Here is a 14,074-nt window from a genome sequence, read left to right as displayed (position 1 = left end):
TTGTACGGTCAGAGTTGGTTTTTATGCGCCAATTGAAAGGCATGAACTTGTATGTCTAGTTGAGTGGTCTGTCTGTTATTGGCTTGGACAACTTTAGTAGGATGGTCACGTCCAGCTGGAACCGACAAGGTCTCCATTCTTTACTTGCCCTTCTACAGTAATGCTAAGAGGCTGCCGGCCGAGCACAAAAATATGGGTTTTACCTTCTTCCGAGTCCCAGTTCAAAAACGTGTCGCCCGGTTTTTTTATGGCCTCAGGACCTAGGGTCTGGATGGTGAAAGAGTCCAGACCCATGTGTTTCAGAGTGTCAGAAAGGTCTATGCGATCGTTGCCGGTTTGGAAACCATAGATTTTATGAGAACCGGCGCTTGGGTTGGATGGGCCGTAGATCGAGTAGGTGTTTCCTCCTGTATCGTTGGGGCTTACTCTGATGCCGCGGGCTGTGTCCGCTGGGGTGGTGGAGGAGTCCTGAATGGATGAGGCTGTTTCTAAAGTGTTCACGCTCGAAATGGTCATGATGTTTTACTCTCTCTTTGTTTGAATGTGTGTCCTGAATTAAATGGTTTGATTTTCGCTAGTGCGAGAATTAAGTATTCCATGACTGACTTTTTATTTGCCATGGCGGGTGTGTTTCGAATGTTTGCGTTTTTGATATTATTTTTATAGTGGGTTTTCTTGGGGGGAAGTACTTGGCGGGCTATTGAATAGTTCGGCGTGCGATGAGTTGGTTGGAAGGAGGGGTTTATATAAATACAAACTCGCTTGAAATGCTTCGGGCTGAGAATGGAGGTTGATGCCCTCCATTCTTCATTATTTCAATCAGAGCCGAAAACGCCCCACCATCCCATTCAAATCCACCGCCAGGCGCGACAACTCGTTGCTGGCCGCACTGGTCTGGCTGGCACCCGTCGCCGATTGCACCGACAAGTCGCGAATGTTCACCAGGTTGCGGTCCACTTCCCGCGCCACTTGCGCCTGTTCTTCCGCTGCGCTGGCGATCACCAGGTTGCGCTCGTTGATTTCGACGATCGCGCTGTTGATGGTATCCAGGGATATTCCTGCGCCTTTGGCGATATTCAGCGTCGATTCGGCACGCTCGGTGCTGTTGCGCATCGAGTCCACCGCCTGTTCGGTGCCGGCCTGGATGCTGCCGATCATCCGCTCGATTTCGCTGGTGGACTGCTGGGTGCGATGGGCCAGGGCCCGCACTTCATCGGCAACCACGGCAAAGCCGCGGCCGGCTTCCCCTGCGCGGGCTGCTTCAATGGCGGCGTTCAGGGCCAGCAGGTTGGTCTGGTCGGCCAGGCCGCGAATCACGTCCAGCACCTTGCCGATGTCCCGGGACTCTTCGGCCAGGGCGCCAATCAAGGTGGCTGTGCCTTGCACGTCACCACTCATGCGCTCGATGGCGCTGACGGTTTCCTGCACCAGATCACGCCCGTCGCCGGCCGAGGTGGTGGCGTTTTTCGAGGCTTCGGAGGTGCTGACGGCATTGCGCGCGACTTCTTCGACGGCGCTGGTCATTTCGTTGACCGCAGTGGCCGCCTGTTCGATCTCGTTGTTCTGCTGGGTCAGGCCGCGAGCGCTTTCGTCGGTGACGGCGTTCAGTTCTTCCGCTGCCGAGGCGAGCTGGGTGGCCGAGCCGGAAATACGCTGCAGGGTGTCGCGCAATTTTTCCTGCATTTTATTCATTGCCCGCAACAGGCGGCCGGCTTCGTCGTCGCCATCGACCTTGATCGGCCGGGTCAGGTTGCCTTCGGCAATGTTCTCGGCGGCGTCCAGGGCCTGGGCGATGGGCAGGGTGATGCTGCGTGTCAGCAGCCAGGCGAACAGCACTGTCAGCGCCGTGGCCAGCACCAACAAGGCAACCACCAGGTCAAAGGCTGAATCATATTGATCGGCGGCTTTCTGGTTGCTGTCGTTGGCCATCGAATTGTTGATGTCCAGCAGGTGCGTCAGGACCGTGTTGACCGCCTCGGAGTTGCTCAACAGTTCGGTGTTGAGCAAGGTACGCAGCTCTTCGGTCTGGTTGTTGCGCGACAGGCTCTTCATCCGCTCTTCAATCTGGCGGTACTGGCCCAACAGGCGCACGTAATCGTCGTAGGCTGAACGTTCCTCACGGCTGTCGATCAGCTTTTCGTAGACAGTCTGGGCTTCGCGGATCTGCTGGTTGCGCAGTTCGAAGGCTTCCAGGGTCTTTTGTTGCACCTCCGGTTCGCGGTTGGTCAGCAAGCGGTAGGACAGCACGCGCAGGCGCAGGGTCAGTTGGGTGAAGTCATCGAGGGCGCGAATGCTTGGCACGCTGCGCAGGGTGATGTCTTCGGTGGCGCCACGGATCTTGCTCATCTGGTTCAGGGCAAAAATACCGAGAAACAACATCAGCGCACCAATGCACGCGAAGCCGAGAAACGCGCGCGGCGCGATATTCATATTACGAAGAGACATGCAATGGTCCTGGGAGAGGCGCGATCCGTGCGGCGTTGAGGCGGGGTATGCATGACCTATCGGACGTACGACTAAAGTCTTGAGGGGCTGCGCGCTTTTGTCGCACCCTCGGTGGATCGGAATGGATTCAGGAACCAGATGGCGTAAATGCAGTCACTAAGGCTCGCAAGCGTGGCCTGCCCCGTGCAATCAAGGCTGCGCGCCAGGATATCCCTGGCTTCCACGGTGAATTTTCTTTATCGTCACCGCCCTTTGAAAAAGCCCGAGAATTCAAAATGTTAGAAACATCCCTCAGCCAACTGGAACAACTGGTCAGTGACCTGGTACAGCAGAATCAGGAACTGCTGGGCACCAATGAATCCCTCAAGGCGGAACTGGCCCGTGCCAAGGACGAAAACGACAGCTTGCAGCTGAACCTGATGGAGCAGGAAGAAAAGCAGGGCGCCACCGCAGCCCGTATCCAGGCGTTGGTTGAGCGTGTGAGCGCAGGTCCTGTCAGCGCATGAATGAAGGGATAAAGGTCGTTTCGATTCTCGGTGAGGATTACTCGATCAAGGCCCCGGACGGGGAAGACAACACCCTGCTCAAGGCTGTGACCCTGCTCAAGGCATCCTTGGCCACCACCAAGCAGAAGTACCCGACCTTGATCGGCGACAAACTGCTGGTGCTGGCGGCGCTGAACCTATGTGCCGAGCAGATCGAGATGCAGCAGCGTCACCAGCAGGAACTCGACCGTTACCAAGAGCAAGTCAGCGCCACGGTCGAGGTGATTTCCAAGGCCATCGGCCAGCCCTGATCAGAACCATTCGTCCTGCATGGCCAGGCACGTATCGTCCCGTGCCTGCAGGATCGCCAGTTCATGATGGCACCCCGGTATTTCCCAGGTCAGGAAGTACCGGGCGGCTTGCAGCTTGCCTTTATAGAAGGCCACATCCGCCGCATTGCCTTTGGCCAGCCCTTCTTCGGCGCGGATCGCCTGTTCCAGCCAGCGCCAGCCAATCACCGTATGCCCAAACACTTTCAGGTACAGCGCCGAGTTCGCCAGGCTGCTGTTGACCTTGCCCTGGGCGAGATCCACCAACAACCCGAGGGTCACGCTTTGCAGGCGTGCCACCAGTTGCTCCAACGGCTCGCGCAATGCTGTGAGTGACTCATATTGCTGGGCCCGGGCTCCGGTCTCGGCGATCAGGCGGATCAACTGCTTCAAGCCCGCACCGCCGTTTTGTGCGAGCTTGCGCCCCAGCAGGTCCAGGGACTGGATGCCGTGGGTGCCTTCGTGGATCGGGTTCAGACGGTTGTCGCGGTAGTACTGCTCCACCGGGTATTCACGGGTGTAACCGTGGCCGCCGAGAATCTGGATCGCCAGCTCGTTGGCCTTCAGGCAGAACTCCGAGGGCCAGGACTTGACGATGGGGGTCAGCAGGTCCAGTAACTCATGGGCCTGCTTGCGTCCGGCCTCACTGTCCAGGGTGGTGGTGTCATCGAACAGCCGCGCGGCATACAGGCCCAGGTCGAAGGCGCCTTCCACATAGGCTTTTTGCGTGAGCAGCATGCGCTTGATATCGGCGTGCTGGATGATCGACACCGGGGCGGTGTTCGGGTCCTTGCTGTCCGGCAGTCGGCCTTGCGGGCGCTCCCGGGCGTAGTCCAGGGAATACAGGTAACCGGCGTAGCCGAGCATCACCGCACCCATGCCGACGCCAATCCGTGCCTCGTTCATCATCTGGAACATGCAGGCCAGGCCCTGGTGCGGCTTGCCCACCAGATAGCCGACACACTCGCCGTTATCGCCGAAATTCAGTGCGGTGGAGGTGGTGCCGCGCCACCCCATCTTGTGGAACAGCCCGGCCAGCAACACATCGTTGCGCTTGCCCAGACTGCCATCATCGTTGACCAGGAACTTGGGCACGATAAACAGCGAAATGCCCTTCACCCCGGCGGGCGCATCCGGCAGCTTGGCCAGCACCATGTGCACGATGTTTTCCGACAGCGGATGATCGCCGCCAGAGATGAAGATCTTGTTGCCCTTGAGGCGGTAGGTGCCATCTGGCGCGGGCTCGGCGCGGGTGCGGATATCCGACAGCGACGAACCGGCATGGGGCTCGGTCAGGGCCATGGTGCCGAAGAAGCGGCCTTCGATCATCGGTTGCAGGAAGCGTTGTTTCTGTTCCGCGCTGCCAAAACTCTCGATCAGATTGGCCGCGCCCATGGTCAGGAACGGGTACGAGGTCGAGGCCGCATTGGCTGACTGAAAGTGCGCAAAACACGCTTGGGACAGCAGGGTTGGCAGTTGCATGCCGCCTGCTTCGAAGCTGCGGGCAGCGTTGAGGAAGCCGGCTTCGAGAAAGGCATCAACGGCAGGTTTCACTTCTGGAATCAGGATGGCCTGACCGTTTTCATAGCGCGGCTCGTTCTCGTCACCCTTGCGGTTGTGCGGTGCGAAGTACTTTTCGGCGATGTTGCGGGCGGTGCCAATGGCAGCATCGAAGGTTTCGCGGTTGTGCTCGGCAAACCGCTCGCGCTGGGTCAGGCCCTCGGCATCGAGGACTTCGTACAGCTCGAAAGCCAGATTGCGGGAACTGAGGAGCGTCTCGGACATGGCGGCTTACCTATGAGGGAATAGGTCGGAGTCTAAGTCTGGGAATAGAGGCGCGATAGCAAGATTGATCTGGGTGATAGAGCAGCAAAACACAACGTAAAGGTATGACGCGGTCAATGTAGGAGCTGGTTTCGACTGATGCAATGCAGTGGGGCGCCCATTGCAGGCGCCCCACGTTGGCATTGATCAGCCGATAGTCATCAAGCTCGCATTACCGCCGGCCGCAGCGGTGTTGACGCTCAACGCGCGCTCGATCACCAGGCGCTCCAACGCAATGTTGGTTTCGCCCGAAGACAGGCCGTTGACCCCGACAATCGCGCCACTGCGCTGGGCCACTTGCTGGCAAACCCCACGCAGTTGGTCGCTGTCGCCGTGGTGCAGGACGGCGTCGAAGATCACTTCGTCCTTGGTCCAGTCGGCCACGCGCTGGATCTTCGCCTGAATTTCCTTCGGCAGCCGTGGGAACAGCGCTTTGGTCAGGTCGGATTCCGGCCACACTGCCGAGCTACCCACAGCCAGTACGGCCGCCAGTTGCGACAACAGGTCGCCTTCCACCTCTGCCAGGCACAGCACGTGCTCGCGGGGCAGGATGGCGTAGCTGTTGCGCTCGCCGGTCGGGCCGGCCAGTTGGCGGGTGATGCCGCTCTGCGATTGCGCCGCGAACTGGCTGCACAGGCTGCTCAGGTCGCTGAACTTGTTGCTGTCGGCCCAGGTTTTCAGGGCGGTCAGCGGTTGGCTCATGGCGTCACGCAGGCGTACATCCGGCGCGGCCAGTGCATCACCGCGTACGAAGGATTGCTCGATCGCATCGGTAGGGCGCGTCGACAGCAAGCGGTACAGGTACAGCGGGCCACCGGCTTTCGGGCCAGTGCCCGACAGGCCTTCGCCGCCGAATGGCTGCACGCCGACCACGGCACCGACGATGTTGCGGTTGACGTAGACGTTACCGGCATGGACGTTGTCGATCACCTTGGCGATGGTCTCGTCGATACGGGTGTGCACGCCCAGGGTCAGGCCGTAGCCAGAAGCATTGATCTGGCCGATCAACTGGTCGATCTCTTTACGCTTGTAGCGCACCACGTGCAGCACCGGGCCGAAGATCTCCCGTTGCAGCTCGTCGAAGCTTTCCAGCTCGATCAGGGTTGGCATCACGAAGGTGCCGCGCTTGATTTCTTCGCTGTCGGCAATCGCCACCTGGTACACGGTGCGGCCTTTGTCGCGCATGGCCTGGATGTGCTTCTCGATGCCTGCCTTGGCTTCGGCGTCGATCACCGGGCCGATATCCACGGACAGGCGCTCCGGGTTGCCCAGGCGGCATTCAGCCATGGCACCCTTGAGCATTTCGATGACGCGGTCTGCCGAATCTTCCTGCAGGCACAGTACACGCAGGGCCGAGCAACGTTGACCGGCACTGTCGAAGGCCGAGGAGACGACGTCGATCACCACCTGCTCGGTGAGGGCCGAGGAGTCGACGATCATTGCGTTCTGGCCGCCGGTTTCGGCGATCAGCGGAATCGGGCGGCCCTGGGCATCCAGGCGACCGGCGACGTTGCGTTGCAGCAGGCGCGCCACTTCGGTGGAGCCGGTGAACATCACGCCTTTGACGCGCTCATCACCGACCAGTCGGGCACCGACGCTTTCGCCCTGGCCCGGCAGCAGTTGCAGCACGCCTTGCGGAATGCCGGCTTCCAGCAACAGGCGCACGGCCTGCGCGGCCACCAGCGGGGTTTGTTCGGCCGGCTTGGCCAGCACCGGGTTACCGGCGGCCAGTGCAGCGGCGACTTGGCCACTGAAGATCGCCAGCGGGAAGTTCCACGGGCTGATGCAGACCACCGGGCCCAATGGGCGGTGGGCGTCGTTGGTGAAATCGTTACGGGCCTGCACCGCGTAGTAACGCAGGAAGTCCACGGCTTCACGCACTTCGGCGATGGCGTTGGCGAAGGTCTTGCCGGCTTCACGGGCCAGCAGGCCCATCAATGGCTGGATCTCGCCTTCCATCAGGTCAGCGGCGCGTTCCAGGATCGCCGCGCGTTCGGCCGGCGGGGTGGCCTGCCAGATCGGTGCGGCGTTAAGGGCGCACTGGATCGCGTTGTCGACGTCTTCGACGGTGGCTTCCTGGACATGGCCGACCACATCACGCAGGTCGGACGGGTTCAGTACCGGCGCAGCAACTTCATTGCTGGACGCGCAACCGAGCATCGGCGCAGCTTTCCAGTGGTTGTGCGCGGTGGCCAGCAAGGCGCAGGACAGTGACGCCAGGCGGTGTTCGTTGGCCAGGTCGATACCGGCCGAGTTGGCACGCTCGCTGCCATACAGGTCACGCGGCAGCGGGATACGCGGGTGCGGCAGGCCGAAGCCGCCTTCCAGCGTCGCCATCTGCTCGATGCTGGCCACTGGATCGGCCACCAGCTCCTGGATCGAGATGGATTGGTCGGCGATACGGTTGACGAACGAAGTGTTGGCGCCGTTTTCCAGCAGGCGACGCACGAGGTAGGCCAACAGTGTTTCGTGGGTGCCAACCGGGGCGTACACGCGGCACGGGCGGTTCAGCTTGCCTTCGGAAACCTTGCCTACAACCTGTTCGTACAGCGGTTCACCCATGCCGTGCAGGCACTGGAACTCGTACTGGCCGGGGTAATAGTTCTGGCCGGCAATATGGTAGATGGCCGACAGGGTGTGGGCGTTGTGCGTGGCGAACTGCGGGTAGATGACTTCCGGTACCGACAGCAGCTTGCGTGCGCAGGCAATGTAGGAAACGTCGGTGTACACCTTGCGGGTGTACACCGGATAGCCTTCCAGGCCTTCGACCTGGGCGCGCTTGATTTCGCTGTCCCAGTACGCGCCTTTTACCAGGCGGATCATCAGGCGGTGACGGCTGCGGCGTGCCAGGTCGATCACGTAGTCGATCACGTACGGGCAACGCTTCTGGTAAGCCTGGATCACGAAACCGATGCCGTTCCAGCCGGTCAGTTGTGGCTCGAAGCACAGGCGCTCCAGCAGGTCCAGGGACAGTTCCAGGCGGTCGGCTTCTTCGGCGTCGATGTTCAGGCCGATGTCGTATTGCTTGGCCAGCAGGGTCAGGGACAGCAGGCGCGGGTACAGCTCGTCCATCACGCGCTCGTACTGGGCGCGGCTGTAGCGAGGGTGCAGGGCCGACAGCTTGATGGAGATACCCGGGCCTTCATAAATCCCACGGCCATGGGAGGCTTTGCCGATGGAGTGAATGGCTTGTTCGTACGAGGCCAGGTATTTCTGCGCATCGTGTTCGGTGAGTGCGGCTTCACCGAGCATGTCGTAGGAATAACGGAAACCCTTGGCTTCGAACTTGCTCGCGTTGGCCAGGGCTTCGGCGATGGTTTCGCCGGTGACGAACTGCTCGCCCATCAGGCGCATGGCCATGTCGACACCCTTGCGGATCATCGGCTCGCCGCTTTTGCCGATGATGCGGCTCAGGGACGAGGTCAAACCCGCCTCGTTGTGCGTGGCCACCAGTTTACCGGTCAGCAACAGGCCCCAGGTGGCGGCGTTGACGAACAGCGATGGGCTGTTACCCAAGTGTGGGTGCCAGTTGCCGGTGCTGATCTTGTCGCGGATCAGCGCGTCACGGGTGCCCTTGTCCGGGATGCGCAGCAGCGCTTCGGCCAGGCACATCAGTGCCACGCCTTCCTGGGACGACAGGGAGAATTCCTGCAACAGGCCCTGAACAATCCCGGCACGGCCGCCGGCGCTCTTCTGATTGCGCAGTTTCTCGGCAATCGAGGCGGCCAGCTTGTTGGTGGCCTCGGCCATTGGGGCCGGCAGGCGTGCCTGCTCGATCAGCATCGGCACCACTTCTGGCTCGGGGCGACGGTAAGCAGCAGTGATCGAAGCGCGCAGTACCGATTGCGGGAGGATGCTTTCAGCGAATTCCAGGAAGCACTGGTGGGCGTGATCGTTCTGCACCTCGCCGGCGTCGTCTGCGTCCTTGATGCCCGAGCCGTTGAGCTCGGTCAGGGTTGCACCACCCTCAAGTTTCTCCAGGTAATTGAAAATTGCCTGCTTGATCAGCCAGTGCGGCGTGCGATCAATGGAGGTCGCGGCGGCCTTGAGGCGTTCGCGGGTTGGGTCATCGAGTTTGACCCCAAGGGTGGTCGTAGCCATATTTTTATCCTCATGGGTGCCACTACTGCGTGGCATCAGCTGGCGGCAAGATTAGCTTTGCGCTGAACGAGGTGCAACCGGGTGCAACCCATTTTCTTCATGAAACCCGCGCTGCTCGTCAGAAAACAATTTCACTCGACGGAATCGGCTTGATATTGGTGCATTTGCTTCTGGATTTGGCTGTTCTTGCTCCGAAAAGGAGCAAAAAGCCGCCGTTTGCCGAAAAACGCGCTTAGGTGCAACTAATTCTCACGAAACTGGTTGCACCTTATTTGCTTTGTTGAATAGCATTCGCGCACCAAGGTGCAACCATCTGCAAAGTTCGGTTCATCGGCTGATGGCTTTCCTGGGGAAACGTCAGTCATAAATGCGCGGCATGCAGCTTCGTCTACAAGCTACTCTCTTGTAGGTGGGCTGACAGACCGCCGCTACATAAAAACAAAGCCAGGGCGTAACTCAATGAGCGTAAGTAATCCAACCCTGATCACATTTGTGATCTACATCGCGGCAATGGTGTTGATTGGTCTCATGGCCTATCGCTCCACCAATAACCTTTCCGATTACATTCTAGGCGGTCGCAGCCTCGGCAGCGTCGTCACCGCACTCTCGGCTGGCGCCTCGGATATGAGCGGCTGGTTGTTGATGGGCCTGCCAGGTGCCATCTACATGTCGGGCCTGTCGGAAAGCTGGATCGCCATCGGCCTGGTTGTCGGTGCTTACCTGAACTGGCTGTTTGTGGCCGGTCGCCTGCGCGTGCAGACCGAACACAACGGCGACGCCCTGACCCTGCCGGACTACTTCTCCAGCCGCTTTGAAGACAAAAGCGGCCTGCTGCGGATTATCTCGGCCGTCGTGATCCTGGTGTTCTTCACCATCTACTGCGCCTCCGGCATTGTGGCCGGTGCCCGTCTGTTCGAAAGCACCTTCGGCATGTCCTACGAGACGGCGCTGTGGGCCGGTGCTGCGGCGACGATTGCCTACACCTTCATCGGTGGTTTCCTGGCAGTGAGCTGGACAGATACCGTACAAGCCACCCTGATGATCTTCGCGTTGATCCTGACGCCCATCATCGTGCTGCTGGCCACCGGCGGCGTGGACACCACGTTCCTGGCCATTGAAGCGAAAGATCCAACCAGCTTCGACATGCTGAAAAACACCACCTTCATCGGCATCATCTCGCTGATGGGCTGGGGCCTGGGCTACTTCGGCCAGCCGCACATCCTCGCGCGTTTCATGGCGGCGGATTCGGTGAAGTCGATTGCCAAGGCGCGTCGCATCTCCATGACCTGGATGATCCTGTGCCTGGCCGGCACCGTGGCTGTAGGCTTCTTCGGTATTGCCTACTTCTCGGCGCACCCAGAAGTCGCCGGTCCCGTGACCGAAAACCCTGAGCGTGTCTTCATCGAGCTGGCCAAGCTGCTGTTCAACCCATGGATCGCGGGCGTGCTGCTGTCGGCCATCCTGGCTGCCGTGATGAGCACCCTGAGCTGCCAATTGCTGGTGTGCTCCAGCGCCCTGACCGAAGACTTCTACAAGGCTTTCCTGCGCAAAGGTGCTTCCCAGCTTGAACTGGTATGGGTCGGCCGTATCATGGTGCTGGTGGTTGCGTTGATCGCCATCGCGATGGCTGCCAACCCGGAAAACCGTGTACTGGGCCTGGTGAGCTACGCCTGGGCAGGCTTCGGTGCCGCGTTCGGTCCAGTGGTCCTGATCTCTGTACTGTGGAAAGGCATGACCCGCAACGGCGCACTGGCCGGTATCCTGGTCGGCGCGATCACCGTGATCGTGTGGAAGCACTTCGAACTGCTGGGCCTGTACGAAATCATCCCAGGCTTTATCTTCGCCAGCCTGGCGATCTACTTCGTGAGCAAGATGGGCGCACCTACCGCCGGTATGGTTGAGCGCTTCACTGCTGCCGAGAAAGACTACAACCTCAATAAATGAGGCGTTCATGCGAGCCTTGATGGCCCGCTGAACTGAAAACGGCCCGCATCCTTTGGATGACGGGCCGTTTTTTTGCCCAAAGTTAATCGAAGTAAGTGATGATCAGCCCTGCCATACCGGCCACACCCAGAAGGGCGGTTCCGTGAAGCAGAATCTTGATGTCGCGTGGAAAGGCCTGTACCTGCTGAAGGTCAACGACACCACGTCGCGCATTCAGCCTGGGCAGCGCAATGGCTGCATACACTGCGCAAAGCCTCATCATTCTTCCTCGCGGTGAGTTCCCGAAGTAACTGCCGTGAAAGCTGACGAGTCGACACTTGTTTAAGTGAGCTTCCATAGCCTCAAGCTTTCGATAACACAAAAACACTCCGAGAATATTGGTAATAACTACCGCCGTTAGCGAGCCGATTACGATCTGGGCGCTGGCAGGGAGATTCAAGAAATAATCAATATTCATACAAAAGTAATCCTGCCTTTTCGCCGCCCGTACCCCCGAGGCTCCCACCTGCTGCGCCGCCAATCCCTGCGCCAATCAGCAGGCAAGTCAAGGCTCCTGGGCCAGTGGTGGGGGCTAAAATGGTGAGGCATAGTAGCGATCCGGCAGCGCCACCGAGTGAGCCACCAGCAACCCCGCCGGCCAGTTTTCCCAGTTCGGTATATTTTGCCATCCTGCACTGCTCTTCTCTTCCAGTAGAACATGCCTCCTTAATTTGCAGCGCCGTCGAGGTCGTACTCAACGCAATTCCCAGTGGCGTGCCGTTCTTAAGCAGCTTCGCGGTCTTTGAAATCCGCGCAACGGTTTCGGCATACCGAGTGATCTCCCCGGTATGCAGGTAACTCCTGGTGGATATCCCCAGCATTTTCTTGATCGAGCCCTCATTGCGTAAACCCGTGCCATATCGGGCGAACCCGCGCATCTGCGACTCCAGCTTGGCAAACAAGGTTTGGCGTCGGGCCAGGAAATCATCTCGCACCGTGCCCCCGCCCTGGCGCAGGGACTGTTTGTGCAGGGCATCAATGTCTTCAAGGGTTTTGCCAATGCCTTGCAGATGGCGACTCCAGGCGTCGCCCGCCGTACCTATACCCAGCGAAGCGAAACCCAGCAGTTTTTGTCGGTGTGGAGGCATTTCACAAGAGGGTGGTTGCGTGTCATACAGGCATTCCTTTGAATGAAGATGACGCAGCAATTTAAGGACCCGACTCACGTCTGTCGTGCTTGTGGCGGCTGAATTCGGGGGGCTTTTACAGTTTTGGGAAATGGGCTACTCAATCCAGTCCGGTGTCCGACAAAAAGCACCGCCCGGCATGCAGCCCTGCACCTTTGCCCGCGTAGAAGGTAAACTTCGCCCCCTGCGCAGGAGCAACCATGAATTATCGTCACGCCTTTCACGCCGGCAACCACGCCGATGTCTTCAAACACCTGACCTTGACCCGCCTCATCGCCCTGATGTCGCGCAAGGAGCAGCCGTTTGCCTATCTCGACACCCACGCCGGGATTGGTCTGTACGACCTGCAAGGCGACCAGGCCAACCGCACCGGTGAATACCTGGAGGGCATCGCCCGCCTGTGGGGCGAGGCGGACCTGCCGGCGCTGACCGCTGACTACATGCAGGTGCTGCACGAGATGAACCCGGATGGCCAGTTGCGCTATTACCCAGGTTCGCCAGAGCTGGCGCGACGCCTGACTCGTCCCCAGGACCGCGTGCTGCTCAATGAAAAACACCCGGAAGACGGCGTGCTGCTCAAGGACAACATGAAGGGCGACCGCCGGGTGAAGGTGCATCTGGGCGAAGGTTGGCATGTGCCACGGGCTTTGCTGCCGGTGCCGGAAAAGCGTGCGTTGATGCTGATCGACCCGCCGTTCGAGCAACTCGACGAGATGCAGCGCTGCGCCGCCTCCCTCAAGGAGGCCGTGGGCCGCATGCGCCAGACGGTCGCCGCGATCTGGTACCCGGTGAAGGACCAGCGCATGTTGCGTCGCTTCTATCAGGACCTGGCAGGTACCGGCGCGCCAAAGCTGCTGCGCGTGGAATTGCTGGTGCATCCGCTGGACACGCCCAACACCCTCACTGGCTCGGGCCTGGCGATTGCCAACCCGCCGTGGGGGTTGGAGGAGGAGTTGCGTGAGCTGCTGCCGTGGCTGTCGAAGAAGCTGGGGCAGACCCAGGGTGGGTGGCAGATGGATTGGCTGATTGCCGAGTAACCGGATCTAAAGGCGGTCACAGAACAAATGTGGGAGCGAGCAAGCCCGCTCCCACATTTTGATTGGGTTGTCTTTTAGATCGGGCAGGTCACGCCAGTACCGCCGATACCGCAGTAACCCTGCGGGTTCTTCGCCAGGTACTGCTGGTGATAGGCCTCGGCGAAGTACACCGTCGGCGCCTGGTCGATTTCAGTGGTGATTTCGCCCAGCCCAGCCTTGGTCAATTCTTGCTGATAGGCCTGTGCGCTGGCATTCGCAGCGTCCAGTTGCTCTGGCGTGGTGGCATAGATCACCGAGCGATACTGGCTGCCGATGTCGTTGCCCTGGCGCATGCCCTGGGTCGGGTTGTGCAGTTCCCAGAACATCTTCAGCAGGTCTTCGTACTTGAGTTTGGCCTGGTCATACACCACCAGTACCACTTCGCTATGACCGGTCAGGCCCGAGCAGACTTCTTCATAGGTCGGGTTTGGCGTTAAGCCGCCGGCATAGCCGACCACGGTGCTGACCACGCCGTCGCGCTGCCAGAATTTGCGTTCGGCGCCCCAGAAACACCCCAGGCCAAAGATCGCGAATCCCACATCATCCATGAACGGGCCCAGCAGCGGATTGCCGTTGACGAAGTGCGTCTCGGGCAGGCTCATCGGGGTTTCACGACCAGGCAAAGCTTGTTCGGCAGTAGGCAGCACGTTTTTATTCACCAGGATTTCCGAGCGCAAGACCATGATCAGTCCTCTCGTCAGGTT

Annotated in this window: 12 protein-coding genes; 5 read left to right on the top strand and 7 right to left on the bottom strand. The window is 59.7% G+C overall.

Features of this window, described 5'->3' with window-relative positions:
• Positions 1-105: 105 nt before the first annotated feature.
• Positions 106-516 (bottom strand): hypothetical protein, encoded by a 411-nt coding sequence (locus H097_RS20740; protein WP_032862141.1) that lies wholly within the window; start codon positions 514-516, stop codon positions 106-108.
• 303 nt (positions 517-819) lie between these two features.
• Positions 820-2,445, bottom strand: coding sequence for a methyl-accepting chemotaxis protein (locus H097_RS20735; RefSeq protein ID WP_032862138.1), 1,626 nt, complete (start codon positions 2,443-2,445; stop codon positions 820-822).
• Between the two features lie 275 nt (positions 2,446-2,720).
• On the opposite strand from H097_RS20735, the gene H097_RS20730 reads away from it, so the two are divergent.
• The gene (locus H097_RS20730) at positions 2,721-2,951 is read left to right on the top strand and encodes a hypothetical protein (RefSeq protein WP_032862136.1); all 231 of its coding nucleotides are present in this window, start codon (positions 2,721-2,723) and stop codon (positions 2,949-2,951) included.
• Positions 2,948-3,241 carry a cell division protein ZapA gene (locus tag H097_RS20725; protein ID WP_032862135.1) on the top strand — a complete coding sequence of 98 codons (294 nt, stop codon included), beginning with the start codon at positions 2,948-2,950 and terminating at the stop codon, positions 3,239-3,241. Before H097_RS20730 ends, H097_RS20725 begins: the two co-directional genes overlap by 4 nt.
• On the opposite strand, the gene H097_RS20720 is transcribed toward H097_RS20725, so the two are convergent.
• Together H097_RS20720 and putA are read right to left on the bottom strand one after the other, a co-directional pair.
• Positions 3,242-5,044, bottom strand: a complete 1,803-nt coding sequence (locus H097_RS20720) for an acyl-CoA dehydrogenase (RefSeq protein ID WP_032862134.1) — start codon at positions 5,042-5,044, stop codon at positions 3,242-3,244. It lies immediately after the preceding gene.
• 186 nt (positions 5,045-5,230) lie between these two features.
• Positions 5,231-9,184, bottom strand: a complete 3,954-nt coding sequence (gene putA / locus H097_RS20715) for a trifunctional transcriptional regulator/proline dehydrogenase/L-glutamate gamma-semialdehyde dehydrogenase (protein WP_032862132.1) — start codon at positions 9,182-9,184, stop codon at positions 5,231-5,233.
• A 29-nt stretch (positions 9,185-9,213) separates the two neighbouring features.
• On the opposite strand from putA, the gene H097_RS28255 reads away from it, so the two are divergent.
• Complete coding sequence (locus H097_RS28255; protein WP_146552247.1) at positions 9,214-9,420, top strand: hypothetical protein; 207 nt, start codon at positions 9,214-9,216, stop codon at positions 9,418-9,420.
• 223 nt (positions 9,421-9,643) lie between these two features.
• A complete protein-coding gene (putP, locus tag H097_RS20710; protein WP_032862131.1) occupies positions 9,644-11,128 on the top strand; it encodes a sodium/proline symporter PutP in 1,485 nt (494 codons plus the stop codon).
• Positions 11,129-11,210: 82 nt separating this feature from the next.
• Here the strand turns inward: putP and H097_RS20705 are convergent, their stop codons facing one another.
• Entirely contained in the window at positions 11,211-11,585 is a 375-nt protein-coding gene (locus H097_RS20705) for a hypothetical protein (protein ID WP_032862129.1), read from the bottom strand.
• Positions 11,575-12,315, bottom strand: coding sequence for a hypothetical protein (locus H097_RS20700; RefSeq protein WP_229752209.1), 741 nt, complete (start codon positions 12,313-12,315; stop codon positions 11,575-11,577). Before H097_RS20700 ends, H097_RS20705 begins: the two co-directional genes overlap by 11 nt.
• Before the next feature lie 179 nt (positions 12,316-12,494).
• On the opposite strand from H097_RS20700, the gene rlmJ reads away from it, so the two are divergent.
• Positions 12,495-13,331 carry a 23S rRNA (adenine(2030)-N(6))-methyltransferase RlmJ gene (gene rlmJ, locus H097_RS20695; protein WP_032862126.1) on the top strand — a complete coding sequence of 279 codons (837 nt, stop codon included), beginning with the start codon at positions 12,495-12,497 and terminating at the stop codon, positions 13,329-13,331.
• Positions 13,332-13,405: 74 nt separating this feature from the next.
• On the opposite strand, the gene msrA is transcribed toward rlmJ, so the two are convergent.
• Positions 13,406-14,053 carry a peptide-methionine (S)-S-oxide reductase MsrA gene (gene msrA, locus H097_RS20690; protein WP_032862125.1) on the bottom strand — a complete coding sequence of 216 codons (648 nt, stop codon included), beginning with the start codon at positions 14,051-14,053 and terminating at the stop codon, positions 13,406-13,408.
• Positions 14,054-14,074 lie beyond the last annotated feature (21 nt).

The sequence above is a fragment of the Pseudomonas sp. FH4 genome (assembly GCF_000510915.2).
Lineage (GTDB): Bacteria > Pseudomonadota > Gammaproteobacteria > Pseudomonadales > Pseudomonadaceae > Aquipseudomonas > Aquipseudomonas brenneri.
The sequence above is the reverse complement of the archived record's forward strand: the minus strand, read 5'-3'. Positions and strand labels throughout refer to the sequence as shown.